The following is a 23,231-nucleotide window of genomic DNA, read 5'->3' as shown; positions in this document are numbered from 1 at the left end:
GTTCTCTGCCCGGTGCAAGGCCTGCTGCGGTGATGATGTCCTGTGGATGGAAGCGCTCGTTGCTACCGAGAGGTATTCCGCCGTGCTCGCCCAACCCCCATTTGCGGTCCAAGCTGAACTTTCACCAGGAGCTGACGGTGACCGATCCCAAGATGGACGACTTGAAGAAGGGCGTAGCGCTGCTGGTGGCCGCGCTGGTCAAGACCATGGACGATAGAGACCCGGGCGCGTCCGACGCGTTCATCAAGCGTCTCGACGAAGGCGAGTATCGCCTCAAGAACAAGGGCGTCGGTGTGGAGGCCCTAGAGGCGATCGGCTGGGCGCGTGAGAACATCACCGGCTTCAGCATCATCAGCGGACCGGGCGAACCGCTCTTTGATGACTGACGCAGCCTCGGCACCTGAATAGGTCCCCGGGGTTCTTCCCCGGGGGTGGCCCTCGAGCGAGGGCCGGGGCGCGTCACCGAGGCGGAGAGCCATGGTCACAGCCTGGGGATAGGCGCCCTACCCCGCCGCGGCGCCCGGATGTCTCCCGGGTGCAAAGCTATCTGGCGGGGGATGGACGCGGGGGCCTCGACCGAGGCGCGACTTCCGCGTCTGCAAATCTGATGCCTCGATCTGGTCCGGTCCGCAACGGGCTGTCCGCGCACGCGCGCGAGGTCGGGTTGTGGACCCGAGCCTTGCTATGGCAGATATAGGGCTCCAGACCCAATTCGACACAACATCCTGATGACCGGCTCTGAACTTCAGAAGGCGATGATCACGCTCGGCAGGATGTGGGGCTGGGACCGGGCTCCCTGCGCGACCGAGCTCGGCCGGGCGCTGAACAACCCCGCCAAGGATCCAGGCGAGATCATCCGCAACGCTCTCCATCGCCGAAACGAGCCGGTGCATTGGATGCTGGCTGGTCAGATCGAGATGTGTCTGAGGGGGGCCCTGCCCCCAGGGGGCATCCCAGAGCGCCTGTACGACAAGACAGCCAAGCGGGACCGGAAATCGAAGCGCCAACGGGTGTCCGCCTAGCGCCCTCGACCGCCCTCGACCACGCCGACGGCGCGCATCAAGTCTCCAACAGAGCGACCGTTGATCCTGCAGATCGCCACGGCTCGGTCATAGGAACGATGATCGAAGACGCAGGCCAGGCGGCGACCCGCTGTGATGCCGCTGAGGGTGGCCTTGGCCGCCATCCCGCCGGCATCATGGAGCTCGGGGGCATAGAAGTCGGCGAGCCGAACCTCGACCCATTGTTCCGGGCCAGGTCCTACTGCCACGCAGAGGCTATCCCCATCCCCAACGTACGTCACAGGCCCGGAGAAGGTCTTCCCGACGCCCAGGTATGGGGGCAGCCGCCCGCTGTCGGGGATCGCCCTGCACGGATCCGCCAGGGCCGGGCCGGCGAAGAGCGCCACGCACAAGGCGGCAATCCCGCGCATCAGATCCCCATCCTCTTCGCCATGGCTAGGCGACGGCCGACAACCATGCTGCCGGCTCCCTTGGCATGATGCAGGCTAGCAGCGACCTGGGCCAACCCTCCACGGAGAGCTCGCACCGTCGCATTGAAGCCCCAGCTGCGCTCGGCCCGAAGCTGAGGGACCGTCTTCCCAGCCCCACAGATTTCATCAAGCGCGATTCGCTGGCGCGATGACAGCCTCTCCCTCGCGACCTCCAGCCACTCAGCCGCTTCGCACGCTGCCGCCTGCGGGCCCCGCGGCCCGAAGCCGCCCCCGCCGGTTTGCGTCGGGTCTACAGCCTTCAGCGGGTCGGATTTCACAACCGCCTCCGCGTAGGCATGGCCGATCTGTAGCAGGGCCTCGCCACCGGCGCCGGTCCTTGCGTGACCCAGGTAGCCGCGGGCGAACGCATGCTCGATCCCTGTCAGCGTCCGGATGCTGACACCGCGCTCGTACACCAGGACCGGAAGTCCGCGGTTCGGGCCGGCGCGGTTGATGATCCGGCCGCCATGTTCGTTCAGAGCGAAGGAGGCGCGCTCCACCTCGCGGACCTCGACCTCTTCGCCGCGGAGCTTGGCGCGGATCAGCGCGTCCCGGCCCTCGCCCACCAGGGCGTCGCGCCTGACCTCGATGTCCCTGGCCTTGGCGATCTTGGCCTGAGCCTCGCCGATCAGGCCTCGCAGCGACTTGGCCCGGCGCCGCGCCTTCTGGCTTCCCGCAGCCTCGAGCTGGTCCACCTCGGTCTGCAGGTCGGCGATCACCTCGGCCTGTCCCTGGATGAAGGCCACGATGTCGGGGTCGCGGAGTTCGGTTTCGGCCATCATGCCATCCAACTTCCGATGCCCGACCAGCGCCGATCCAGCACCCCCTCACGCCAGGACTCTTGATCCGGGTTCATGTCGCCGACCGCGATGAGCGCGTCGTGCATCGCCTTCATGCCACCAGCCTCGAACAACCGTCGACCAAGGCTTTCGATGGCGAGCGTCATCGCCCTGCCTACGGGATCTTCCACCAGGGAATGGGCGATGGTTTGGGCCTTGGTGACCTTGGGGTCGCTCCAGTCAAATTCTGGCATCTCAGGCGGGAGGTCCCGCGTCATCGCCTGCCTATCAAGCTCGACACGATAGGCGCTGAGCAGGCGATCCAGCGCCCAAACGATCCCGTCAATTTCCTTGGTCATGCGCTCACTCCTTGCATCTCGATCCGCGCTCCGTGCGCCTCCAGAATGTGCCGAACTTCGCCTTCAATGGCGCGCCTCACCGTGCTGCTGGTGGTCACCAGGACGTTATCCCGCCATAGGCAGGGCCCGAGGTAGCTCGCCGCCCACCCCGGCCCCTTCGCCTTCGACACGTCGTCCCATAGGTCGGGCGGGCCATCCCAGGCCTCGGCGATGGCGGGGCGGCGCGGCGTGGTGTTCTCGAACAGCCTATCCCTGGCCCAACGGTCGAAGCGCTTGGCCCTGCCGCCGGCTTGGACGTGGGCCGCCATCCGCTTGGCGCCGGTCAACATGGCCGCTGCCGTGTGGCCTTCAGCGGCGGCCTCGTCGACCTCCTGCCTGGCCGTCGCCATCGGGCAAGTGGCCCTGCCAGCCTCCGGATAGGCTGACCAGATGGCGAGGAACTCGTCATGGCTCACGCCCCCCGAGGGGGGTTGGGGGGTTATATCTTCTGGCTCTGGTTCTGGGTTTGGAAACGCGCGCGTGTCCGATGGCAAAAGCCTAGCATTGCTAGAGGCGTTTTCTTTTGCTTTCAGCGCCTTCGCGTCGCCACCACTTTTTCCGGCTTTGGCGCGAGCGGATTTCTTACGCGAGATGTCATCGTATTCGTCCTTCAGCCTGCGCTGGATCAAACGCCCGCGCGACAGCTTGAAGAACTCCGCCAGGACCGGGCGGGCGATGGCCTCATAGTCCTCAGGGCTCAGCCTGATCTTGCGCGCAATCCAGGCGTCGTCATTGGGCAGGCTGCATCCAGGCGTCCGCCAGCATAGGCGCAGGAGGCGCAGGTAGACGCCATCTTCCGCTGGGGTCAGGTGGGCAGTGTGCGCGTCATAGTCGTCGACGTAGAGCGGGATATAGGGGTGGGTGCTCATCAGTCGTCACCATGGGGCGAGCGAGCGCTGTGGAAGAGCTCGCGCGCGAGGTTGTTGAACTTCGTGAGGGCGCCGTCGAAGGCCAAGCGGACGGTCCCGATTGGGCCATGGCGCTGCTTGCCGATGATGACCTCTGCGACCCCGTCGACAGCGTCCATCTGCTGCCGCCATTCCAGGTGCTCAGGCGTGCCGGGCTCCGGCTCTTTGCGGCTGAGGTAGTATTCCTCCCGGTAGATGAACATGACCATGTCGGCGTCCTGTTCGATGGAGCCGGATTCCCGCAGGTCGGACAGCTGGGGGCGCTTGTCGTCGCGCTGCTCCACCTGGCGGGATAGCTGGGACAGGGCCAGGACCGGGACGTTGAGTTCCTTTGCCAAGGCCTTCAGCCCGACCGTGATCTCGCTGACCTCCTGAACCCGCTGGCCTCCGCCATAGCGCTTGTCGCCGGTCATCAGCTGCAAATAGTCGACCACAATCAGATTGAGGCCGTGCAAGCGCTTCATCCGGCGCGCCCGGGCGCAGAGCTTTCCGAGGCTGATACCTCCGGTGGCGTCGATGAACAGCGGCGCCCGCTCAATCTCCATGGCCGCGTCGCGGACCCGGCCGAACTCGACGGCGGTGATTTCCCCCTTGCGGATCTTGTCGCCCGGGACCCCGGAGGCCTCGGCCACCAGCCGCAGGGCGAGCTGCTCTGCGGACATCTCGAGGGAGAAGAAGGCGACCACTCCCCCGGCCGTCGCTTTGCGGGCGCCGTCTGGCAGGGCCTCGTAGGCGTACTTGCGGGCGACGTCGAAGGCGATGTTGCAGGCCAGGGACGTCTTACCCATCGACGGGCGAGCCGCCAGGATGACGAGGTCGGAGCCGTGGAGGCCACCGATCTTCTGGTCCAGGTCGATCAAGCCCGTAGAGATGCCGGCTATGCCGCCCTCACGCTGGAATGCCTCGGCCGCCTGGGCCAGCGCACCGGATAGGGCTGTAGCGAAGTCCACAAACCCCGTCGCCGTCTTGCCGGTCTCCGCCAGGCTGTAGAGCGCGCCCTCGATGCTCTCGACGTGCTCGCGGGCGCTGCGCTGATCCTCGGGATCTACAACGGCCGCCGCGGCCTCCTGGGTAATGCTCAAGACGGCCCGACGCATTGCGAGGTCCATGACCTGGCGGGCGTAGTCGGGCGCGTTCACCGATGGCGGAGCGCGGTCCACGAGATCGGCCAGATAGGCGACACCGCCGAACTCCGCGAAGGCTTCATCCTTCACGAACCGGTCGGCCAGCAGGATTGGGTCGGCCAAGTGGCCCTTGCCGATCTGCAGCGACATCTCAGCGAACATCCGCTGGTGCAGGGGTTCGTAGAACTGCTCTGCCCTCAGACCGTCGGGCAGGCGCTCATAGGCGGCGTTGTCGTACAGCAGGGCGCCCAGGAGCGCTTGTTCCGCTTCAAGATTGGCCGGGACATGATCGACCTTAGCCTCTTCGGCCTTTCGCAGGCCAAGGGCGGGCGTGAAGCTCATGCGCCCCTCCTCGCCGGCCAGAAGGTCGCCGGGGCGCGCCAGGGACACCATGCGGCGGAGCCTTCGGCGCAGGTCGCCGCCAGACCGCAGCCGCAGGCCTTCTCACCCGCCGTCGGCGGCCGCCGCGTAGCCGGCCTGGGGTGCGGGAAGGCGTAGGCGCTCGCCGGGCGCTGGGCGGGCTCCTGGGGCTTCCTGGCGGGCGGGAGGCTGTCGAAGAGGCTCATTCCTTCCCCCCGAACAACGGCCCGGCCCTCAGGCGCTCCGCCCTGATGCGCGAGGCCTTGGCCCAGGCGCGGAGCTCCTCGACCAGCGCGGGGTTCTTGGTTCTGCGCTTGGCCTCGCGCTCATAGAGGGCGGCGTTCTCGACCTCTCGGGCGATCATGTCGTCGCGGGTCACGGCGCGCTCCTTCCGGTGTCTCTGGCGACGTCCGCCCGGATGCGGGCCTCGAGGCGCTCCAGGAGCACGGTGACCATGTGCGCGCAGGCCAGGACACCGCCGGCCTCGTAGAGCGCCTCAAAGGCTCCGGCCACGCGGGCCTCGGCCAACCGGCGGCTCGCTTCAGGGCTGATCGGGACGATGTTGTCCTTGCTCATCGGCGGCGAGCCCCCTGTACCTGGCTCATCCGCTCCTGGTGGCGGCGGGCCAGCTTCGTGTGCGTCAGGAAGGCGTCCTCGTGGCTCGCCAGCTTGGCCAAGGCGTTGCCGCCGTGCCGGATAAATGCGGCCGCAGCGGCGCGCTGCAGAGTGACGGCGGCGCAGCTTCGGGCGACGGAGTGCAGCACGATCTCGTCGATCACGCGCGCGACCTCGGCGGTCACGATGTCCTCGACTTCGTCTTGGGAGGCGGAACTGCTCATGCCGTGCGGCTCCAGCGCCGGCGTCTGACCTCGCCCTCCATGAACTCCTCGCAGGAGACCTGGCCGGCCCGCATCAGGTTGGTGAGGCAGTCGCCGACCGGCAGCTCCTTGGCGCCCAGCAGCACCGCCAGCGTGTTCGTGGTCAGGGGGCGGTCAGCCAACGCGTCCAGGATCTGATCGGGCAGCGCCTTTTCCCGGACCGGCGGCAGATCGGACTTCGCCAGTCGGTCGGCACGGCGAAACACGAGCGGGGTCAGCGCGTGGCCGGTATTGTGCCGCGCCACGGGGACGGAGGGCCGCTCCGGTCTGCGCTCGGGGGCCGCCGGAGTGCGCGGCGGCGCCGGCGGAGGCATCGGGGATGGCTTCGAAGGCGCGATGACGTTGACCGTGGCCGGTTCAGCGGGGATGTCCACGACCGGCGGCTCGGGCTCGGCGGTCAGCTCGGCATCCACCATCTTGCGGCCCTTGCGCTTCATCCCGTGGCGCAGGAAGGCGATGGTCTTGGACCTCGAGCCTGCGGCCCAGCAGATGCCGCATGTGGCGCAGGCCTGCGTCGCCTCGGTCTGGGTGGGGCAAAGCACCACGTCTTCACGCAGGGGCGCATCGTCGACCACCACGGACCGCTCGGGCCCGGCCTCAACATGCGAGGTCCGGATCGCGAACCGCGACCAAGCGCCGTCCGTGAGCACCTTGAGCGCCCGGGCGATACGGGCGCTGTTCCGGTCCTCGTCATCGACCCGGCGCGCCGTGTAGCCGAAGCAGGCGACGTTCGGATGGTCGCGGAGGATCTCCGCCCAGAACGCCACGTACTCGACCGAGAAGAAGTCGCCGAGGGTGTGCAGGCGGATCAGGACGCCCTGGCGATGCTTGGCGGCCAGAACGCCGATCTCGCGGCGCAGGCGGGGCATCAGGTCGTCGTCGGCGCGGTGCCGACGGGCCATGTGCATGGCGTTCCCATAACAGGCGCCCCACATAGCGCAGGACCGCGGGCATGTGGCCCGTTCTTCAAGGGCCAGGTGGAAGATCGGCCAGCCGGCGCGGTCGCCGCGCATGACCTGCTTGCCGAGTTTCGGGTTGTTGTGCCCCGACACCAGGAGACGCGGACTTGCGGCAGGGGCGACGACCGTGGACGGAAAGAGCGTCCGGCCTTCCATGACCGCGGGGTGATCCGGCTTCAGGCCGGTGGCCTGGCTGACATCGATCTTGGCGTGGCCGAAGCGGGACAGGTTCTCGGCGCCGGGATCACGCTCGCCGCCAGTCCATCCTGTCGACGTCGACGCCTTGCGCCCGGACGCCAGGGTCACATGCGGCTCCCGCAATTCCACGCCAGCGGCGAGCAGCAGAAGCCTCACCCCCTCGTGGGAGCGTGGCGGCGTCATCCGCTCGCCGACCTCACGCAGGCTGAGGCCGCTGTTGTAGAGCCGCACGGCTTCTGTCCGTGCGGCCTCAAGGGCGCCAGGCGCTCGCCTCGTCATAGTGCCGGCGTCGGTCACAGCCCGGCCCTCCGTTCCAGTTCGGCTTCGAGTTCTTGGGTGGAGAAGCGCGTCAGCGGGGTGCGGTGCTCGACGATCTCCAGAGAGCGTGCACGGTTGCGCGCGTGGCGCAGGTAGCCGCGGCCGACCAGCTGGCCGACCAAAGTGGAGACGTTGCCCTTGGACGTGGGCGACAAGCCCAGCGCGACGGCGATCTCCGAAAAGGACGGGCTCGCGCCGTGCTTCGCCGCATATTCTCGGATGAAGCCCAGGCATTCGGCCTGGCGGTGGGTCAGCGCGCTCATGCCGCCCTCCCCGCGAGCCGAGCCCTGGGCACAAGGCCGAACGTCGCCAGCCAACGAATACAGGTCTCCTCGACCTGTTCGACCGATCTACACAGGGCCCAGCCGTGGCCGTTGGCGAGGCAGGCGTCTCGAAAGTCTTCCTGCGGCGGATCGAGTTTGTTGTCGCCGACCTTGAGCTCGATGAAGCCCATACGGCCCTTGGGTAGCTGCAGGGCGCAGTCGGCGACCCCCGGAAGCGTCCCCATCCGCTTGAGCTTCGCGGCCTGGGGCGAGAACCGGTAAGTCGCGCCGGTCCGTCGGTCGATGCGCTCGACGGTCGGGCGCTCGCCGCCGTTCGGCGTGTGCCACCAGAGGAGATGGCTCGGCCACGCCAGCCGCAGATAGTCCGCGGTCGCGATCTGCAGCGCGTCCTCGTCTTCGTATTGGGCGGGCGTGGCCGGCTTACGCATCTAGGCCGCCACCACGTCTTCGTTGGCGGGCGCCGAGCGCTGGGTGAACCCGGAGCGCTTCAGCTTGCGGACGCCCTCTTCCAGGGCCTCTTCCTGGTCTTCCTCGCCGCCGGCGTTGAGGTCCGGCTCGTCGCCTTCACCAGCGTCGGGCTGGCCCATCTTGGCCTTCAGCTCGGCCGCCGCCAGGAGGTCCGCCTGGGTCAGCTTCTGGCCGGCTTCGTAGCCCTTCATGACCGCTTGGTGGAACCGCGGCGGGCAGCCGTCCGGGATTTCCTCGAGCGCGCCGTTGCGGCCGCGCTTGAAGCCCTCCAGTTCCCAGAACATCGCGTCCCGGGCCTCGTCGGGCATCTGGGCGGCGCCGGCCCCAAACAGGTCTTGCTGGGCGCCGTAGACCGGAAGGCCCAGGGTTGCCCGGTCCTGGGCGCGTCGGGCTTCCTCGGTGACTTGGTCCCGCATCTGCGCGGTGACGTCTTCGAGCAGGCTGGTGAGGTACTTGCGGGAGTAGCCCTTGCCCAGGTCGGCCTTGGCTTCGTTGAAGCGAGCGGTGAGCTCTTCCTGGGCGTCTTTCAGGGGCTCCTTGGCCTTGTCGACAGCCCGTTGGGCCACGCGCAGCCTGTCGGTGTGATAGACGAGGAGCTGACTATGCTCCTCGGGCTTGAGCCCCAGCGGGGCGTCGGATCGGGCCATGCCCGCCTCCTGTGCATCGGCCCCGCTGAACCCCGGGGGCTCTTCGGGGATTCAGTCACGGCGCCGAACGAGCGCGCGGATGCGCAGCCTTGCCCAGGCGATGAGGTCCGTTCCGAGGTCTGCGATCCGATCCGCGGCCATCGTCGGCGGCGCCGACGCCAGGATCAGCAGGCAGAGCCCACCAATCGCCAACCAGCGCCCCAAGGCGCTCAGCGCGCTTCGCATGCGCATTTCTCTTCTCGATAATGAATTGCTCGGCGGTCTGGTCGAGGAGCGCGGCGAACACCGGGAGCAGGACCTGCCAGCCGCCGTGGGGGTGCGTGACGATCTTGTCGAAGGTCGCCCAGGAGGCCCGGCCGGAGCAGACCGAGCGGGCCTCGTCGTCGTTGAGCCCCCACTCCCGAGCGACGGCCTTGCGCCGCCCCCAAGGCCAACGGAGTTCGACGTATTTGGCCAAGGCGTCTCGGGCCCTGGCCAGCTCAAACCCGGGGAGATTTTCCCCAAAGTCGTCGCGGATTTCCATGTGCGTCACCGTCATGCTGCCACTCGGTTGGCGGCGGCGCTGGAGGCGCGCGGATGACGGAGGACGCGGACGATCAGTTGGTGATCAGGCTCATTGAGCGGCTCGTCTTGGCCGCTCGCCACCGCGCTCTGGCGGAGCGATACCCCGACCATGCGTCGGGCTTCAGGAAGATGGAGTTTCGCCATCGAGCCGTTGGCGCGGCGTTGATGGTCAAGATCACGAACCGGCAAGCCCACATAGAGGGGGCCTGCCGGTCGTGCCCGTTTGCCCGCCGGTCGTGACAGCGGAACGGTGTCCTCTGGGGCGCCGCCAGGAACCGGCGAGGAACCGGCGACGCCCCGGCCGACCGTGAGAGTTCGGCCAGCCACACGCGCGGTCAAGCGGGGGGATGACCCGCGCGCGTGTTCGATGTCGGTGAATGCCCCCAGTCGCATGGATCAGGCGGCGCTCTGCTGCGCTCTGGCGATTTCCGACACGTCGTCGGGCATCAACTCGGCAACGGTGATGACCAAGCCGCGCTTGGCGGCCTCCCGGATCAGCGCCGGCCAGTGCTTCATCGGCACCTGTTCGTCGCTACCCTTGGGCGACGGATACGCCCAGCGCTGGACAGCCGAACGGTCCAAGCCCAGCCATTCGGCGACCACCTTTGGGCCTCCGCAACGCTTCAGAATTTCAGACGCTGGTGTCATGGCGCTTAGATATGCGCAATCCGCACAGTTGGTCAACGCGATTTCCGCACACCTGTGCGCTATCGTCTATATCGGCCAGTGTGCGCTTTCCGCTTAATCCGCCCATGACCGAGCGCTTTGGAATCGACGCGGATTGGCTGAAGGCCGAGCTAGCGAAGCCCGGACGGTCTCAATCGGCTCTCGCCCGTTTCATGAAGTTGACCACGCCGGCCATCGTAAACCGCATGGTCCAGGGCACGCGCGACATCTCGGCAAGGGAGGCCGATCAGATCCGCGCCTACCTCGCGGCGACAGGCGGCGCGTCGCCTGCTCATATCGGCAACACGCCCGACCTCCCCGACCCACCTGCGCAGATCGCCTATGTCGAGGTGGAGGTCTTGCCGACGCACGCCGGCATGGGTGGCGGCGGGACTGGCGACGGCGACCAGAAGACCGCGCTGATGCCGCGCAGCCTGGTCGAGGCCGAACTACACGCCCGAGCCGCCGACTTGCTGCTGATCAATGTCCGCGGCGACAGCATGGAGCCCAGGTTTGAGAACGGCGACCAGCTGCTGATTGACCGGCGCGACGTGAACCCTCGCCAGCCCGGCCCGTTCGCCCTCTGGTACGACGACGGCTATGTCGTGAAGAACGTCGAGATCATCCGCGCCACAGGCAAGTTGCGGGTTTTCTCCAGCAACCCTGCCTATTCCGATGACCTATGCGATCCCGACGAGGTTCGGATCATGGGGAGACCCGTATGGCTCGGCAGAAGGATCTGATGATGAGAAGGCTTGTCGTTGCGGCCGCCATGCTCGCGGCGGGCCCTGCTCTCGGCCAGATCACACCGCTGCCGGAGCCGTTGGTCGCTGGCGAGGCGACTGAAGTCGTCACCTTCAAACCGGCCGCGTTGGCGTGGGCCATGAAGCCGGGGCGCAATAGCGTCGGCGGGGATGCTTTCATGCGAACCCGCGGCGGTCAGGTGATCACCTGTGCAGGCGGCCCGGTGCGCCTATTGCCCATGGCCGAGTACACCCGCACCTTCGTCCAAGACACCTTTGGATCGGCTGAAGGTGGCGCCGTTCGCCTGGAGAAGGCCGACAAGCGTTGGGGCTGGGTCGACGCCAACGCCTTCCGCTACTTCCCAGAGACACGGTGCAATTCGCGGGGTGAGTTCACGTTCGCCGGCCTTCCGGACGGCTCGTACTATGTCATCGCCAGGGTCACCTGGGAGGCTTTGGGCGGAGAGCCACAGGGGGGCGAGATTGCGCAGCTGGTCCGCCTGATCGGGGGCCAAACAGTCACGGTTTCGCTGACGCCGTGACCTCGGTCTTGTCCGGAGATCGATGCGGCCCGACCGAGGCGCACCTTCTTTCCCGATCGGGGCGGCGCATCTGATGACGGACGGCCAAGTCGATGTCGAGATCGGTTTCCTCTGCCATCATTGCGGCGGCGAGGTACTTGAAGGCCCCGATGACATGACGGACGACACCGACGTCTGGTGCAAGGCCTGCGGGACAGTGTTCGGCAAGTGGGGCGCGGTGCTGGCGAAGGCGCGCGATGCTGCGAACGCTCTAGTTCAAGGACGACTTGGGGAGCCTTACGAAGCTATCCCTGGAGTGAAACCCCTCAGGATTACTGGCGAGTGAACAGCTAATCGCACTTCCTGCGCAGGGCCTAGACGGTTTCAGTCCAGTTCCCATCAGGGTTTCGCGTCACGGCACGCGCCCGGCTCAAACTCCCTCCGCCCGGGGTGATCCCGGACTGAACCCCAGTTGGGTCATGTCGCCTAGCGCACCTCATGCTTGCGCGCATCCGTATCAAAGCGGACACGAACCAGACGACGCGCTTTGTCATGTTTGGTCTCCATTGCCCTGCCCGGCACGGCGCATTTCACGATCCCAATCCGAGCTTCTTGAGCAGGTAGGCCTTCACCGCCTCCGCCCCGATGTCGCTCAGCACCTTGAATGATGCTGTCATCATCTCCACTGGGGTCAGCTTCGCTTTCACTTCCTGCCAAGCCGGGCTTTTCAGCGTGGCGGCGAAGTCATGGCCGGCCCAGGTCAAATCGCGGACGAATACCGTGGGGTGGAGCTCGTCGAGCGTCCTGCTGATGATCGCGTCGACCATGCCTTCGTGCGAAAGCGCCTCGAGATGACGCTGCACGATCCACTCCTCATAGCCGTCCACTGAGATGGGCTCCGGCCTCAGGCTGTCTTTGGCCTCGATAACCTCCACCAGCTTCGCCACCAACTCCATGTCGCGCTTCATCGCCACCACTCCCCGCGGGTTCAGGTGGATCATGGCGGGCGGAGTAGCGCTTGGCGAGGTAGGGGCGTCGGTCATGGGGGGAGTATAGGCGTTTATCGGAAACCGCACAGTGTGTGCACTTTCCGCATTGACTCATTTGTGCGGTTTGCGCATAGTCGGCTCATCCGCAGCGCGAGCCGACACCGATGTTCACCCAGACCCAAGCCCCCGAAACCGCCCCGATCTGCCGCCCCGGCGAGCGCCTCGTTTACGGTCGCCCCTACGTCTTCGATATGGGCCTTCTGCGGCTGCACGAGGCCCATGAGGAGGTTCAGGCCGCTCTCGGCGCCGACCTTTCGGCGATGTCCTATGAGGACCTGACCGGGCTTCTCTATTCCTGCCAAACCGTCACGCAGGTCCGGCGCGGCAACGGCGGCCTGCCCTACGAACTCCGCTGGGAAGACGCCAACGCGCTGTGCGCCCGCGTCGCCGGCGAGCGCTCGACCCGCCCCGAGTACGTGGTCGTCTACGTGATGCGCTCGGCCGAAGTCGAGGCTGCCTGATGCGCGCCGCCGTCCCCGATCTCCGCGTCGGCCACACCGGCGCGCTCCTGTCGATTGATCACGTTCTGGTCGACGACCCGGATCGCCCCGGCGCCCGCAGCGGCCCGTGTCCCGCCCTCTGCTTCCCGACCATCGACGCCGCTTGGGAGGCTGTGAAGGCCGCCGAGGCCGCCCTCGACCGGCTGGCCGAGATCGCTCGGGGGGCTCGCTGATGCGTCTGCCCCGCCTCTCCCCCTGGGTCGCCGTCGCCGCCGCGCCACTGGCCGTGATCTGCCACCTCATCCTGACCGCGAAGGGGCTGTGACGATGTCGCGCCGCTACACCTATTCGACCTGCCTCAACTGGGGCGGCGACGTCCCGACCGCCGAGATCGAAGTGACCGTCTCGTTCACGGTCTCGCCGGGATCGCCCGAGAGCGGGCGCTTCGGTCCGCCCGAACTGTACGACCCCGGCTCACCGGCTGAGGTCGAGGATATCCGCGTCGAGAGCATCGACGGGCGTTCGGTCGAACAGTCGCCGGGCCTGCTCATCCCCATCCTCGAAAAGCTGGAAGACCTGCACGACGAGTTGCGCGACGCCATGCTTGCCGAGGCGGCTGAGCGGGACGTGGCCGACGCTGACGAGGCGGCGGACTTCGCGCGCCGGTCCCGCATCGACGACGCCCTGACGGGGGCCGCGTGATGCCGCCGGCTTTCGTCAACCCCGAGCGGGCCGACGTCGTGTTCGCCAACCGTCAGTTGGTCGAGGCCATCGCCCAGCACAACGCCGACGTCACGATCCGCCGACGGCGCGGTGCTGACCCTCTGGCGCCGGAGAACCGGTACCGCTGCGCCCTGCGGGAACTGGGGCTGTCGCAGTGAGCCCGATCCCCGCCAACGACTCCGCCCCAGAGGTCTCGCTCGCCGACCTGCTCGCCCAGGCCGCGGACATGCAGCGCCAACTCGACGCCGTTGAGGCCGCCCGGGCGCGGTTCGAGGGCGGCTCAATGACCGCCGCCCAAGCCCTGGCCGAGGCCTCCCGGCTCCGCGACCGGTTCGCCGTCGCCGATGGCCCGATGTTCGGCGCCGCCGTCCAGCAGCTCGCCGCCGAGACCGCTGCGGCCTGCGCCTTTCCAGCCGATCAAGAGGAGGCCTCGTGACCCGTCCCGACACCCAAATTCTGCAGGCCCAGAAGGCCTCTGACGCCATCGTCGACGCGGCCAATGAGATGGCGACGATCATCACTGGCAAGGCCCACGATCCGGCCACGGTGTCGGTGCTCCTGATCATGGCGCTCTCGCAGCACATCGCGGCGTCCGTCTCGCCCGCGCGCCTGAAACAGGCCCAGGAAATGACGGCCCAGCAGATCGCCGAGCTCTCCGACGAGATGTCCGGGATGGTCCAGCGCGCGGGAGTGCAGGTCCAATGACCCGCCCAGGCCTCATCGACTGGCGCCCGCCGGTCACTTCCCGCACCGCCCGGCTCCTGCGCAAGGTCGCCGAGAACACGGTCAAGATCATGGCCGCCGGCATCCTGGTCCTGGCCGTCGCCTACCTCGGGGGCCGGGCGTGAGCCTGCGGTCCTACGCGTGGTTCCTGGCGGGCCTTGCCGTTGGCTCAGGCGGGGGCGGCTTCGTCGCCTTCACCTACGCCTGGCTGCGCGCGGTGGGGCGGATATGAGCGACCTCCGCCACCTCCCCCGCCCTTCCGGCCGTTGGCTCGCCAGCGACAAGGAAGCCGTCGTGATGGCCGTCCGCCGCGGCGAGCTCGCGCTCGAGGACGCCTGCGCCCGGTTCGACCTGTCCCTGGCCGAGTTCAACGGCTGGGCGGCCCGGTTCAAGCGCCACGGCCGCCGCGGCCTGGCCGTCCTGAAGCTGCAGGAGGCCCGTCCGTGATCTCCCCACGCGAGAGCTTTGAGCACATCGTCAAGCTGATCGAGCGCGTCCTTTCCGACGACCGGGCCGGACCTATTGATCTGAAGGCCGCGCTCGTCGGCGCCCATACTCACGCAGCGCTGCAGGCCGCGAACCTGCGCCGGCAGGAGGCCTTCGTCGAGGCGACGACCTATCGCGCGGAAGGGGGGGCGCTCCATTGACCCTCCGCCGCCCCAAGAACCCCGGCGCTCGCCGGCACATCAAGCGCACCGAGGCCCAGGAGCGCGCCTTTCGCGTCTTCCGGCTGCGCGGCCTCTGGTTCTCCCTCTACGGCGGACTGACCGGCCACCGGCTCGCAGCCGCACAGGCGCTGATCGACGCCGAACTCGCCGACTTGGGGGTCGAGACCCAGACCGCACGCCGCGCCCGCGAGCGCCGAGAGCTCTACGAGCGCCTCGCCGCTGAAGAGGCGGCCGAGCGCGAACTCGAAGCTGAACTTCCCTTCTGACGAGGACCACATGAACGCTCCCACCGCCACCCTTACGCCCGAGGCCGAAGTCACCGCCGGCGACCTGGCCGTCCTGAACGAAAAGACCAAGATCGCCCTGCTGACCGACGAGAAGGCCTTCGAGGACCTGCTCGACAAGATCAGGACCGAAGTCCGCTCTCACGTTCCCGACCTGACGACCGACAAGGGTCGGAAGGCCATCGCGTCGCTGGCCCACAAGGTCACGAAGACGAAGACCGCCCTCGACGAGGCCGGCAAGTCGCTCACCGAGGACCTCCGGAAGCAGGTCAAGACCGTCGACGACTCCCGCCGGAAAATCCGGGAGAAGCTCGACGAGCTCCGCGACGAGGCCCGCAAGCCCCTGACCGATTGGGAAGAGGCCGAGGAGGCCCGCCAGGAGCGGGTGAAGGTGGCGCTGTCCCGCCTCGATAGCCTGACCGCGATCCAAGTCGACGACGACAGCGACGTGGTCGCCCTGCGCCTCGAGGAGGCCGAGGCCTTCTCCATCGACCCCGAGGAGTTCCGCGAGACGGCCGAGATCGCCCAGGCCAGCAAGGCCCGGGTCGTCGAGAACCTCACCGCCTATCACGCCAAGCTGCTCCGCGAGGAAGCCGACCGGGCCGAGCTCGCCCGGCTCCGGCGAGAACAGGAGGAGCGGGAGAAGGCCGAGGCCGCCCGCCGCGAGCAGGAGCGCCAGGAGCGCGAGGAGGCGGAGCGGCGCCAGCGCGAAGAGGCCGAGGCAGCGGAGCGTCAGCGCCGCCAGGAAGAGGCTGCAGCCCAAGCCAAGGCTGAGGCGGAGGCCGCGGCCCAGCGCGCCGCCGAGGAGGCCGCCCGCAAGGCCCGCGAGCAGGCCGAGGCCCAGGCCCGCCAGGAGCAGGAGGAGCGCGAGCGCAAGCACCGCGAGGAACTCGCCGAGGCCCAGCGCCGAGCGGAGGCCGCCGAGGCCGCCCGGAAAGCCGAAGCCGAGGCCCAGGCCCGGCGTGAGCAGGAGGAGAAGGCGAAGGCGGACGCCGAGGCCGAGGCCCAGCGCAAGCGCGAGGCGGACCGGAAGCACCGCGGCAGCGTCATGGGGGCCGCCAAGGAAGCCCTGATGACCCACGCCGGCATCACCGAGGAAGCGGCGAAGGCCGCCGTCCTGGCGATTGCTGCCGGCGAAATCCCGAACGTCTCGATCCGGTTCTGAGGATCCAGCCCGTGAAGGTCATTCCCTGGGACGGCCAGCCGATCTCGTCCCCCGGCATCTACAGCGGCGTTCCGATGGAGGTCTATCACAGCGCCAATCTGTGCGTTGGCCCCTCGGTCTCCTCGTCCGGGCTCCGGACGATCTTCACCAAGAGCCCGATGGCGTTCTGGGTCTACAGCGCCATGAACCCGAACCGGCTCGAGGAGCCGGACAAGGCCGCCTACATCGAGGGGCGCGCGACGCACCACCTCGTGCTCGGCGAGGCGCACTTCAGCCGCCACTTCATCGCCCGGCCGGAGAAGTATCTCGGGAAGGACTGGGACACGCGCCGCAACGACTGCAAGGAATGGCTTGCGCTCGCGGCAAGGAACCGCCTGACCGTGCTCAAGCCCGGTCAGGTCGAGATGATCAAGGGCATGGCCGGGGTCCTCCCCTGGCAGAAGGGGCTCGAAGACAGCGGGCTCGCCAACTCGCCCCTGGTCCGCGCCGGCGCCCTGCAAGGGCTAATCGAGCACACGATCATCGCCTTCGACGAGGAGACGGGCCTCTGGCTCAAGTCGCGGCCCGACGTCATCCCGACCGACTCCCGCGACTTCAACGACCTCAAGACCGGCGCCGACGTTTCGGACCGCGCAATCGCCAAGGCGCTCGATGATCGGCGCTACGACATGCAGGCCGATCTCGCCTCGCTCTGCCTTGAGCAGGCCACGGGCCACCGGTTCGACAGCTTCGGCTTCGTGTTCGTCGAGAAGTCGATCCCGCACCCGGTCAACGTGATCGAGCTCGATCCCGACGACCTGCAGGCCGCCGCCCAGGACAACCGAACCGCGCTGCGGGTGCTCGCCCGCTGCCTCGAAACCGGCCGCTGGCCTGGCCCCGCCGGCCAGCGCGGTGACGCCGTCACCATCAAACGCTCCGACTGGAGCCGGACCCGGGCGGCCGATCACCGCGCCCGCCTCGAACAGGAGCTCGAAAACGCATGAGTGAAGCGCAGCAACTCGCCACGCTGGCCGACGAAAAGGTCGGCTACGCGAAGATCGGGATGGCCTCGTCGGGCGCCGGTGGCGGCTCTCTCGCGCCCCAGACCCTCGGAGAGGTCGTCGCCTTTGCGCAGGTCATGGCGAGGGCCGACATCGCCCTGCCGAAGCACCTCCGCAACAACGCGGGCGCCTGCCTCGCCGTGACGATGCAGGCCCACCGCTGGGACATGGACGCCTTCGCGGTCGCGAACAAGACCTACGAGGTGAACAACCGGATCGCCTACGAGGCCCAACTCGTGGCGGCCGTGGTCCACACCCGCGCGCCGATCCAGGGGCGGCCGAATTACATCTACCTGGGCGAGGGCCCTTCCCGGCAGTGCAAGGTCGTCTGCCGGATGAGCGACGGCGAGGAGCGCGAGTACACCAGCCCGCGCTTCGACCAGATCACCACCAAGAACTCGCCGCTCTGGAAGTCGGACCCCGACCAGCAGCTCGGCTACTTCTCGATCCGCTCCTGGGCCCGCCGCCACACTCCCGAGGTCATCCTCGGCGTCTATACGCCGGACGAGGTCGAGACCTTCCGGAACGTGACGCCCAAGCAGGCGCAGGGCACGGGCATGAAAGCCCGGCTGGAATCTCGCGCCGCGGCCCCGACCGGCTTCGACCCCTCGCATGTCGCCCGCGAGACCGGCGCCGCCGACCCGCTCGAAGGCGATGACGTCCCGCGGTTCGACAAGGACACCGGAGAGATCATCGACGCCGAGATCGAGGAGACCTCCACCGAGGCTGGGACGCAGACCGACGTCGCGCCCGCCCAGGAGCAGGCGCCCGCGACGCCTCCGCAAGCCGACGAGCTCACCCTCGACCAACTGATCGCTGCCTACGAGACGCGGCTGCGAGAGGCTCCGAGCGCGACCAAGCTTCAGTCGATCTACGCGGCCAACACGAAGCTGCGGGTCCGGATCGACGCCTCCGAGCCGGAGCGCCTGGCCGAACTCGACGGGCTGTTCAATCAGCGCTTTGCCGAACTAGCTGAGAAGGAGCAGGCGGAGCGCGCGGGGGAGGCCTCCCGTTGAGCCTCACCCCCGCCGAGCGCCGCGAACTTCGCGACATCGACCGCCGGGCCAAGGAGCTCCGGGCGAAGAAGGACGCCGAGAAGAAGGCCAAGGCCGCCGCAGAGCGGAAGGCTCGCGCGAAGGCCCTGGTCCGGACGCCCGGCCAGCGCCAGCCCCGCGAGCGCGACCCTGGCTATCTGGCCTTCCTCCGGCGCCTGCCCTGCATCGCCTCCGTGGTCGGCGTCCCCGGCTGCGGCGGCGCCACGCAGGCCGCGCACCTCCGGTTCAGCGACGCGGCCAAGGGCCGGCGCAACCCCGGCCTGGCCTCGAAGCCCAGCGACAGGCACGCGACCCCGCTCTGCCGCGACCACCACCTCGGTGACCAGCACGCCGGCGAGGAGCGCGCCTTCTGGAACCGCCTCGGCGTGGATCCCGGCGACCTCTCCGCCGCGCTCTACGCCGCTTACCTGGCCGGCGAGGACGGGACTGCAGTCCTGCGCCGGTTCTCCACCGTCAAGCAAGGGGCCGAGCATGCCTGATTTCCGTCCGCCCTTCTGGCTCGTCTGGTGCGAGGACGGCGGTCCGCCGACCGTCAAACACATCACCTACGGCGCCGCGAAGGCCGAGGCCCAGCGCCTGGCCCGCGCCTACCCCGGAAAGCACTTCGTGGTCATGGCGGCCGCGACCGGCTTCCGCAAGCGCGACCTCGACGAGACCCGGTTCAGCGACCACGCGCCGGACTTCGACGACGACCTCCAAATCCCCTTCTGAGGCTCCCAATGACCGAACAGAACAACACCCCCGACCCCGTCGACGTCCACGTCGGCAACATGATCCGCCTGCGCCGCAAGCAGCTGGAGATGTCCCAGGCGACCCTGGCCGATGCGCTCGGCGTCAGCTTCCAGCAGATCCAGAAGTACGAGCGGGGCGCGAACAGGATCAGCGCCTCGATGATGTACCACGCCGCCAAGGCGCTGAAGATGGAGCCGGGCGACTTCTTCGACGGCCTGGAGGAGCTCACCCGCGAGGACCTCCCCGCGCAGGCCGCCGGCGCCCTCAGGTTCATGGCCAGCGCCGACGGCTTCGAGGCGGCGACCGCCCTCGCCCCGCTGGGCCTGAAACTGCGCCGTGCCGTCGTAGGCTTCGCCCGCGAGCTCGCCGAGATCGGGGAGCCGGCGTGATGGGCCTCTTCTTCGACATCATGCCGGTCCTGGCCGGTACGCTCATGGAGGAGCGCGACCACTGGCGGCAGGACGCAGCGGCGCGGCTCTCAATGGCCGTGGCCGTCGCAAGTGCTGACCGCAAGCGCGGCGACCTCGACAGGGCCTCTTTCGTCGAGGTGTCGGTGATCATGCCGACTGTAGCGGCCTTGCGCGATGCCCTGGCCGGCGAAAGCCACTGGCCGTGTTGCACCGGATGCAACGCCCCGATCCGCGAGGGGCACGTCGTCTACTACTACGACGAGGGCGCGGACTATGCGCACGTCGACTGCGGCGACGTCCTGCTGAATGGCCGCGCGGTCCCGGAAGAGGCGCAGCGATGGGCCGAGGACCCGGAGTTCACGCCGGCCGGCATCGCGAAGACCCTCGCAGACGCTGACGCCTATCTGCGAGGGCGTGACTGATGGCCGAGAAATACACCCCCGGCGGCCGGGCTCACCGCATGCTCGAACGCCTCGCCAAGGGGCCGGCGACCCAGACAGAGCTGGCGGAGATCGTCCAAGGGCCGAGCCAAAGCTGGGCCAGCGCTAAGCACAAGGCCTGGCGCCTCCTGGTCCACCTCGAAGGCGACGGCCTGGTCATCCGCGAGCCGGTCCCGACGATCACCGCGTCCGGCCGCGCATGGCTCGCGCAACGCGGCCCGAGCGACGCCGTGGTTCCTTCGACGGCCACGGTTCGGATCTTCGGACACCCCAGGCAAGCCGTGGGGGCGGAAGCGTGATGCGCGGCGCCTACTACAACGAGTTCGACCCCTTCGCGGCCCAATGGCTGCGCAACCTGATCGACGAGGGCCTGATCGCGCCCGGCGATGTCGACGAACGCAGCATCAAGGACGTGAGCCCCGATGACATCAACGGCTACAGCCAAGTGCATTTCTTCGCCGGGATCGGCGGATGGTCCCATGCAGCTCGACTTGCTGGGTGGCCCGATGATCGCCCTCTCTGGACCGGCTCATGCCCCTGCCAACCGTTCTCGGTCGCGGGCAAAGGCGCCGGTACAGACGACCCTCGGCACCTGTGGCCCGACTTCTTTCGCCTCATCCGTTCCTGCCGGCCCGCTGTCGTCATGGGAGAGCAGGTTGCGGGAGCGGCTGGCTATGGTTGGCTCGACGGAGTGCGCGCTGATCTGGCGGGAGAAGGCTACGCCAGCCGGGGCGTCGATATCCCGGCTTGCGCCGTGGACGCCCCCCATATCCGACAACGGCTCTACTGGATCGCCGTGGCCGACGCCGAAGGCCGCAACTGCCGGGCCGGACTTCGCCAAGGCGGAACGCTCGGCGACGGGCTTATCGCTGCAAACCGTGATGGCGGGGATTTCTCACTGGCCCACGCCGGCAGCGGCGGACCTGGACGGCGGGCGGTCGAACCCGGCAGGGACGTCGGCGACAGGTCGCAGGCCGGACGGGACCAAGGCGCAGGTGGGCTTGCCGGCGGCGATGAAGGGGTCGCCCTGGGCGACGCCTGCGGCCAGGGACTGGCGCTCGGATCGGTCCCAGGTCTCCAGCGAGGAGATGTACGGCAAGAAGGGCCGACCGCTGGCCCGGCAGGTGCTGGAGGCTTCTGGAGCCGCCACGCCTGGATCGAGTGCCACGACGGAAAGGCCCGCAGGATCCCCGAACCCGGTTTTCCCCTGCTGGCTTCAGGGATACGGGGTCGCGTGGCTCTTGGCGACGCCATCGGAGCCGCCGCGGCGCAAATCCCAGAGCAAGCGCGCGGCCACCTGATCCACCGTGTCGGCGCGTGGCGCGGCTTCGGCAACGCCATCCAGCCGCACCTCGCCGCAGAGGTGCTCGCCGCCTGGATGGAGGCCGCCGCATGACCACCTGCAAGACCTGCCAGCACCGCGAAGGCGCTCCGGTGTCGTCTGAGGGCGAGTGCTTCGGGGCTCCGCCGCCTGTGATCGTCCTGGACGGCGAGCCGGTGCGGGTTCGCCCGATCATGTGCGCCACCGACCGGGCCTGCTCCCTCTACCGGATCCACGAAATCCTGATCGGCCACGACGCCCGCCCCCAACCCCAAGGACAGACCAATGACCATCAGCAATGAAGCCGTAGAGGCTGAGAAGAAACGCCCCGTCTTTCACTCGCTGTCCGCCTGCGCCGAGTGTGGCGTGAGCGGTGATGACTTCGCCAGCCCGAACGTCGAGGCGTTTGAGGTCTCTGGCGAGCTGATCTGCGACGACTGCGCCGATGCGGTGCTGGAGCGGGCGGCTGAAGCGGAGGACGACCAATGAGCGAGCCTCGCGTCATTCCCGCCGATGAAGCCCTTGCGTGGTCCTTGTCCACCTATCCAGCCCTCGACTGGACTGATCTTGAGGACGCTATCGCCGACGCTATTTCCGACAGCATGGACATGGACTGGACCTCGCGAGACGGGGCGCGGGCCGTCGTCGAATGCCTCAAGAAGATCGGAGCCCGCACGTGATCGTCATGATCGAGGCTAGCACGCATACCATTGCCACCATCTGGCGAACCATCCGCGAGCTTGAAGCTGGCGACATCTTAGACCGCAGCGCGGCGATTGGGGCGCGGTTCGTCCTGAAGATGCTGGGCGAGGTCGAACCGCAGGAGAAGCCGGAATGAGCGCCCTAGCCGAACGGATCATCAACGTCCGCGAGATGATGCGGGCCTGGGTCACGGACAGCGGCGCCAGGATGCACGCTCGCGACGTCCTCGCCGACGCCGCCAACGCCATCGTAGGCCAGGAGGCCCTGCTCAAGGCCGAGAACGCGGCGCGGCTGGACCTTCAACGCCTTGCCGCCGACGAGTGCGCGCGGGCTGACACCATGCGCGACCTTCTAACCCGAGCGCGCTGGTACGTCACCGACGCCCTGGACGCCCACGAGCATTCAGACGGTCGGGACCTGCTGAAGGAGATCGACGCCGCCCTCCGCTGGACCCAAGGGGAGGGGGAGTGATGGGCGAGAAGCACACGCCTTACAACAAGCGGGGCGTCTTCTTCGGGCTTCCGCTGCGCATCCCTCGCTATCTGCGGAGCGCCGCTGCACGTCGCATCGACGGCGAGATGGCCTCTGATCGGTCTGCGTATTGCCCCGGCCTCATGGCGGAAAGACCCCGCCCCACCACCCAAGGGGAGAAGACCAATGGGTAGCGCCCTAATCACGCTCGCATGCCGGTCGTGTGGACGGCGTATGTCCTACCCGCGATCCCTAGACCCGGACTTGCCGCCCGAGGTCGAGACGCTTCTGCACGACAAGTGCGACCTCTGCGACGACGGCGACCGAAGCTTTGAAGTCATGCTCGACGCTGAGGGCAACGAGATCGACCCGCTCCGCTACGGCGCACAAGACGACGATGAGGAGGACCTAGCCGCCCTCTCCACCACCCTACAACAGGAGGGCTCTGAAGGTGGGTGATCTGACCCTAAAGCAAGTCCGCGCGTGGGAGCGTCGGGCAAGCACCCTAGCCGATAAAGCCGCCGCCCTGTTGTCCGACATGATTGCCGCCGTGGGCGTCGAGCACGAGGAGCTTGGCGAGAACTTCACGTCCCAAGTCGATGACGTGCTCGCGAGCGCCGAGAACCTGACCAACTACCTGCACGGCGTCGGAAACCGCATCAAGAACACCCGCCGCTCCAAGGACGCCGACCAATGACCCA

General features: G+C 68.0%; 45 protein-coding genes. 31 read left to right on the top strand and 14 right to left on the bottom strand.

All coding sequences use genetic code 11. The features are described from left to right. Positions 1 to 137 precede the first annotated feature (137 nt). Both ACFQ27_RS04025 and ACFQ27_RS04020 read left to right on the top strand, forming a co-directional pair. Positions 138 to 386, top strand: coding sequence for a hypothetical protein (locus tag ACFQ27_RS04025; protein WP_377352666.1), 249 nt, complete (start codon positions 138 to 140; stop codon positions 384 to 386). A 342-nt stretch (positions 387 to 728) separates the two neighbouring features. Next, complete coding sequence (locus ACFQ27_RS04020; protein WP_377352665.1) at positions 729 to 1,022, top strand: hypothetical protein; 294 nt, start codon at positions 729 to 731, stop codon at positions 1,020 to 1,022. 409 nt (positions 1,023 to 1,431) lie between these two features. Here ACFQ27_RS04020 and ACFQ27_RS04015 read toward each other — a convergent pair whose 3' ends face one another. From ACFQ27_RS04015 to ACFQ27_RS03955, 13 genes are all read right to left on the bottom strand, one after another. Continuing rightward, on the bottom strand, positions 1,432 to 2,271 hold the full coding sequence (locus tag ACFQ27_RS04015; RefSeq protein WP_377352664.1) for a hypothetical protein: 840 nt from the start codon (positions 2,269 to 2,271) through the stop codon (positions 1,432 to 1,434). After that, the gene (locus ACFQ27_RS04010; RefSeq protein WP_377352662.1) at positions 2,271 to 2,630 is read right to left on the bottom strand and encodes a hypothetical protein; all 360 of its coding nucleotides are present in this window, start codon (positions 2,628 to 2,630) and stop codon (positions 2,271 to 2,273) included. The genes ACFQ27_RS04015 and ACFQ27_RS04010 overlap by 1 nt, the downstream gene beginning before the upstream one ends. Further along, a complete protein-coding gene (locus ACFQ27_RS04005) occupies positions 2,627 to 3,538 on the bottom strand; it encodes a YdaU family protein (RefSeq protein ID WP_377352660.1) in 912 nt (303 codons plus the stop codon). Before ACFQ27_RS04005 ends, ACFQ27_RS04010 begins: the two co-directional genes overlap by 4 nt. After that, positions 3,538 to 5,043 (bottom strand): replicative DNA helicase, encoded by a 1,506-nt coding sequence (locus ACFQ27_RS04000; RefSeq protein WP_377352659.1) that lies wholly within the window; start codon positions 5,041 to 5,043, stop codon positions 3,538 to 3,540. The genes ACFQ27_RS04005 and ACFQ27_RS04000 overlap by 1 nt, the downstream gene beginning before the upstream one ends. A 220-nt stretch (positions 5,044 to 5,263) precedes the next feature. Continuing rightward, positions 5,264 to 5,440, bottom strand: a complete 177-nt coding sequence (locus tag ACFQ27_RS03995) for a hypothetical protein (protein ID WP_377352658.1) — start codon at positions 5,438 to 5,440, stop codon at positions 5,264 to 5,266. Next, positions 5,437 to 5,637, bottom strand: coding sequence for a hypothetical protein (locus tag ACFQ27_RS03990; RefSeq protein ID WP_377352656.1), 201 nt, complete (start codon positions 5,635 to 5,637; stop codon positions 5,437 to 5,439). The genes ACFQ27_RS03995 and ACFQ27_RS03990 overlap by 4 nt, the downstream gene beginning before the upstream one ends. Continuing rightward, the gene (locus ACFQ27_RS03985) at positions 5,634 to 5,900 is read right to left on the bottom strand and encodes a hypothetical protein (protein ID WP_377352655.1); all 267 of its coding nucleotides are present in this window, start codon (positions 5,898 to 5,900) and stop codon (positions 5,634 to 5,636) included. Before ACFQ27_RS03985 ends, ACFQ27_RS03990 begins: the two co-directional genes overlap by 4 nt. Further along, entirely contained in the window at positions 5,897 to 7,327 is a 1,431-nt protein-coding gene (locus ACFQ27_RS03980) for a GP88 family protein (protein ID WP_377352653.1), read from the bottom strand. Before ACFQ27_RS03980 ends, ACFQ27_RS03985 begins: the two co-directional genes overlap by 4 nt. A 62-nt stretch (positions 7,328 to 7,389) precedes the next feature. Next, a complete protein-coding gene (locus tag ACFQ27_RS03975) occupies positions 7,390 to 7,677 on the bottom strand; it encodes a LexA family protein (protein WP_377352651.1) in 288 nt (95 codons plus the stop codon). After that, positions 7,674 to 8,126: a hypothetical protein gene (locus tag ACFQ27_RS03970; RefSeq protein ID WP_377352650.1), complete on the bottom strand. Its 453-nt coding sequence runs from the start codon at positions 8,124 to 8,126 to the stop codon at positions 7,674 to 7,676. Before ACFQ27_RS03970 ends, ACFQ27_RS03975 begins: the two co-directional genes overlap by 4 nt. After that, positions 8,127 to 8,813, bottom strand: a complete 687-nt coding sequence (locus tag ACFQ27_RS03965; protein ID WP_377352649.1) for a hypothetical protein — start codon at positions 8,811 to 8,813, stop codon at positions 8,127 to 8,129. A 55-nt stretch (positions 8,814 to 8,868) separates the two neighbouring features. After that, entirely contained in the window at positions 8,869 to 9,351 is a 483-nt protein-coding gene (locus ACFQ27_RS03960; RefSeq protein ID WP_377352647.1) for a hypothetical protein, read from the bottom strand. Positions 9,352 to 9,773: 422 nt separating this feature from the next. Continuing rightward, entirely contained in the window at positions 9,774 to 9,980 is a 207-nt protein-coding gene (locus ACFQ27_RS03955) for a hypothetical protein (protein ID WP_377352646.1), read from the bottom strand. 149 nt (positions 9,981 to 10,129) lie between these two features. On the opposite strand from ACFQ27_RS03955, the gene ACFQ27_RS03950 reads away from it, so the two are divergent. From ACFQ27_RS03950 to ACFQ27_RS03940, 3 genes are all read left to right on the top strand, one after another. After that, positions 10,130 to 10,786 (top strand): LexA family transcriptional regulator, encoded by a 657-nt coding sequence (locus ACFQ27_RS03950; RefSeq protein WP_377352645.1) that lies wholly within the window; start codon positions 10,130 to 10,132, stop codon positions 10,784 to 10,786. After that, a complete protein-coding gene (locus tag ACFQ27_RS03945; protein ID WP_377352643.1) occupies positions 10,765 to 11,328 on the top strand; it encodes a carboxypeptidase-like regulatory domain-containing protein in 564 nt (187 codons plus the stop codon). The genes ACFQ27_RS03950 and ACFQ27_RS03945 overlap by 22 nt, the downstream gene beginning before the upstream one ends. 73 nt (positions 11,329 to 11,401) lie before the next feature. After that, positions 11,402 to 11,653, top strand: a complete 252-nt coding sequence (locus tag ACFQ27_RS03940; protein WP_377352642.1) for a hypothetical protein — start codon at positions 11,402 to 11,404, stop codon at positions 11,651 to 11,653. Positions 11,654 to 11,897: 244 nt separating this feature from the next. Here ACFQ27_RS03940 and ACFQ27_RS03935 read toward each other — a convergent pair whose 3' ends face one another. After that, entirely contained in the window at positions 11,898 to 12,308 is a 411-nt protein-coding gene (locus tag ACFQ27_RS03935) for a DUF2513 domain-containing protein (protein ID WP_377352640.1), read from the bottom strand. Positions 12,309 to 12,460: 152 nt separating this feature from the next. Here ACFQ27_RS03935 and ACFQ27_RS03930 point away from each other — a divergent pair, with 152 nt between their 5' ends. From ACFQ27_RS03930 to ACFQ27_RS03805, 26 genes are all read left to right on the top strand, one after another. Beyond that, a complete protein-coding gene (locus tag ACFQ27_RS03930; protein ID WP_377352638.1) occupies positions 12,461 to 12,817 on the top strand; it encodes a hypothetical protein in 357 nt (118 codons plus the stop codon). Then, the gene (locus ACFQ27_RS03925; RefSeq protein ID WP_377352637.1) at positions 12,817 to 13,029 is read left to right on the top strand and encodes a hypothetical protein; all 213 of its coding nucleotides are present in this window, start codon (positions 12,817 to 12,819) and stop codon (positions 13,027 to 13,029) included. Before ACFQ27_RS03930 ends, ACFQ27_RS03925 begins: the two co-directional genes overlap by 1 nt. 94 nt (positions 13,030 to 13,123) lie before the next feature. Then, on the top strand, positions 13,124 to 13,498 hold the full coding sequence (locus ACFQ27_RS03920; protein WP_377352635.1) for a hypothetical protein: 375 nt from the start codon (positions 13,124 to 13,126) through the stop codon (positions 13,496 to 13,498). Further along, complete coding sequence (locus ACFQ27_RS03915; protein WP_377352634.1) at positions 13,498 to 13,677, top strand: hypothetical protein; 180 nt, start codon at positions 13,498 to 13,500, stop codon at positions 13,675 to 13,677. The genes ACFQ27_RS03920 and ACFQ27_RS03915 overlap by 1 nt, the downstream gene beginning before the upstream one ends. Then, positions 13,674 to 13,955, top strand: coding sequence for a hypothetical protein (locus tag ACFQ27_RS03910; protein WP_377352632.1), 282 nt, complete (start codon positions 13,674 to 13,676; stop codon positions 13,953 to 13,955). The genes ACFQ27_RS03915 and ACFQ27_RS03910 overlap by 4 nt, the downstream gene beginning before the upstream one ends. Beyond that, positions 13,952 to 14,224 carry a hypothetical protein gene (locus ACFQ27_RS03905; RefSeq protein ID WP_377352631.1) on the top strand — a complete coding sequence of 91 codons (273 nt, stop codon included), beginning with the start codon at positions 13,952 to 13,954 and terminating at the stop codon, positions 14,222 to 14,224. Before ACFQ27_RS03910 ends, ACFQ27_RS03905 begins: the two co-directional genes overlap by 4 nt. Continuing rightward, positions 14,221 to 14,367, top strand: coding sequence for a hypothetical protein (locus ACFQ27_RS03900; RefSeq protein WP_377352630.1), 147 nt, complete (start codon positions 14,221 to 14,223; stop codon positions 14,365 to 14,367). The genes ACFQ27_RS03905 and ACFQ27_RS03900 overlap by 4 nt, the downstream gene beginning before the upstream one ends. Before the next feature lie 103 nt (positions 14,368 to 14,470). Beyond that, positions 14,471 to 14,689 (top strand): DUF1153 domain-containing protein, encoded by a 219-nt coding sequence (locus tag ACFQ27_RS03895; protein ID WP_377352629.1) that lies wholly within the window; start codon positions 14,471 to 14,473, stop codon positions 14,687 to 14,689. Beyond that, positions 14,686 to 14,889, top strand: coding sequence for a hypothetical protein (locus ACFQ27_RS03890; RefSeq protein WP_377352627.1), 204 nt, complete (start codon positions 14,686 to 14,688; stop codon positions 14,887 to 14,889). The genes ACFQ27_RS03895 and ACFQ27_RS03890 overlap by 4 nt, the downstream gene beginning before the upstream one ends. Next, complete coding sequence (locus ACFQ27_RS03885) at positions 14,886 to 15,176, top strand: hypothetical protein (RefSeq protein WP_377352626.1); 291 nt, start codon at positions 14,886 to 14,888, stop codon at positions 15,174 to 15,176. The genes ACFQ27_RS03890 and ACFQ27_RS03885 overlap by 4 nt, the downstream gene beginning before the upstream one ends. Positions 15,177 to 15,186: 10 nt before the next feature. Next, positions 15,187 to 16,359, top strand: a complete 1,173-nt coding sequence (locus ACFQ27_RS03880) for a hypothetical protein (protein ID WP_377352624.1) — start codon at positions 15,187 to 15,189, stop codon at positions 16,357 to 16,359. A gap of 74 nt (positions 16,360 to 16,433) precedes the next feature. After that, a complete protein-coding gene (locus tag ACFQ27_RS03875; RefSeq protein WP_377352623.1) occupies positions 16,434 to 17,342 on the top strand; it encodes a PD-(D/E)XK nuclease-like domain-containing protein in 909 nt (302 codons plus the stop codon). Next, positions 17,339 to 18,415, top strand: a complete 1,077-nt coding sequence (locus tag ACFQ27_RS03870) for a recombinase RecT (protein WP_377352622.1) — start codon at positions 17,339 to 17,341, stop codon at positions 18,413 to 18,415. The genes ACFQ27_RS03875 and ACFQ27_RS03870 overlap by 4 nt, the downstream gene beginning before the upstream one ends. Next, positions 18,412 to 18,933 (top strand): hypothetical protein, encoded by a 522-nt coding sequence (locus ACFQ27_RS03865; RefSeq protein ID WP_377352620.1) that lies wholly within the window; start codon positions 18,412 to 18,414, stop codon positions 18,931 to 18,933. The genes ACFQ27_RS03870 and ACFQ27_RS03865 overlap by 4 nt, the downstream gene beginning before the upstream one ends. Beyond that, on the top strand, positions 18,926 to 19,165 hold the full coding sequence (locus tag ACFQ27_RS03860) for a hypothetical protein (RefSeq protein WP_377352618.1): 240 nt from the start codon (positions 18,926 to 18,928) through the stop codon (positions 19,163 to 19,165). Before ACFQ27_RS03865 ends, ACFQ27_RS03860 begins: the two co-directional genes overlap by 8 nt. 8 nt (positions 19,166 to 19,173) lie before the next feature. Beyond that, a complete protein-coding gene (locus tag ACFQ27_RS03855; RefSeq protein WP_377352616.1) occupies positions 19,174 to 19,575 on the top strand; it encodes a helix-turn-helix domain-containing protein in 402 nt (133 codons plus the stop codon). After that, a complete protein-coding gene (locus tag ACFQ27_RS03850) occupies positions 19,575 to 20,018 on the top strand; it encodes a hypothetical protein (RefSeq protein ID WP_377352614.1) in 444 nt (147 codons plus the stop codon). The genes ACFQ27_RS03855 and ACFQ27_RS03850 overlap by 1 nt, the downstream gene beginning before the upstream one ends. Then, positions 20,018 to 20,335 carry a hypothetical protein gene (locus ACFQ27_RS03845; RefSeq protein ID WP_377352612.1) on the top strand — a complete coding sequence of 106 codons (318 nt, stop codon included), beginning with the start codon at positions 20,018 to 20,020 and terminating at the stop codon, positions 20,333 to 20,335. Before ACFQ27_RS03850 ends, ACFQ27_RS03845 begins: the two co-directional genes overlap by 1 nt. Continuing rightward, positions 20,335 to 21,432 carry a DNA cytosine methyltransferase gene (locus ACFQ27_RS03840; RefSeq protein ID WP_377352610.1) on the top strand — a complete coding sequence of 366 codons (1,098 nt, stop codon included), beginning with the start codon at positions 20,335 to 20,337 and terminating at the stop codon, positions 21,430 to 21,432. The genes ACFQ27_RS03845 and ACFQ27_RS03840 overlap by 1 nt, the downstream gene beginning before the upstream one ends. Continuing rightward, positions 21,429 to 21,659 carry a hypothetical protein gene (locus tag ACFQ27_RS03835; protein ID WP_377352607.1) on the top strand — a complete coding sequence of 77 codons (231 nt, stop codon included), beginning with the start codon at positions 21,429 to 21,431 and terminating at the stop codon, positions 21,657 to 21,659. Before ACFQ27_RS03840 ends, ACFQ27_RS03835 begins: the two co-directional genes overlap by 4 nt. Further along, positions 21,643 to 21,846: a hypothetical protein gene (locus ACFQ27_RS03830; protein ID WP_377352606.1), complete on the top strand. Its 204-nt coding sequence runs from the start codon at positions 21,643 to 21,645 to the stop codon at positions 21,844 to 21,846. The genes ACFQ27_RS03835 and ACFQ27_RS03830 overlap by 17 nt, the downstream gene beginning before the upstream one ends. Beyond that, complete coding sequence (locus ACFQ27_RS03825; RefSeq protein ID WP_377352605.1) at positions 21,843 to 22,037, top strand: hypothetical protein; 195 nt, start codon at positions 21,843 to 21,845, stop codon at positions 22,035 to 22,037. The genes ACFQ27_RS03830 and ACFQ27_RS03825 overlap by 4 nt, the downstream gene beginning before the upstream one ends. Beyond that, on the top strand, positions 22,034 to 22,195 hold the full coding sequence (locus ACFQ27_RS03820) for a hypothetical protein (RefSeq protein WP_377352603.1): 162 nt from the start codon (positions 22,034 to 22,036) through the stop codon (positions 22,193 to 22,195). The genes ACFQ27_RS03825 and ACFQ27_RS03820 overlap by 4 nt, the downstream gene beginning before the upstream one ends. Continuing rightward, positions 22,192 to 22,530, top strand: coding sequence for a hypothetical protein (locus ACFQ27_RS03815; protein WP_377352600.1), 339 nt, complete (start codon positions 22,192 to 22,194; stop codon positions 22,528 to 22,530). Before ACFQ27_RS03820 ends, ACFQ27_RS03815 begins: the two co-directional genes overlap by 4 nt. 234 nt (positions 22,531 to 22,764) lie before the next feature. After that, positions 22,765 to 22,989, top strand: a complete 225-nt coding sequence (locus tag ACFQ27_RS03810; RefSeq protein WP_377352599.1) for a hypothetical protein — start codon at positions 22,765 to 22,767, stop codon at positions 22,987 to 22,989. Then, positions 22,982 to 23,227 (top strand): hypothetical protein, encoded by a 246-nt coding sequence (locus ACFQ27_RS03805; protein ID WP_377352597.1) that lies wholly within the window; start codon positions 22,982 to 22,984, stop codon positions 23,225 to 23,227. The genes ACFQ27_RS03810 and ACFQ27_RS03805 overlap by 8 nt, the downstream gene beginning before the upstream one ends. Positions 23,228 to 23,231: the final 4 nt, after the last annotated feature.

The organism is Phenylobacterium conjunctum (genome assembly GCF_042679085.1).
Taxonomy (GTDB): Bacteria; Pseudomonadota; Alphaproteobacteria; order Caulobacterales; family Caulobacteraceae; genus Phenylobacterium; species Phenylobacterium conjunctum.
Note: the sequence above shows the minus strand (reverse complement) of the source record. Positions and strands in the feature narration are given on the sequence as shown.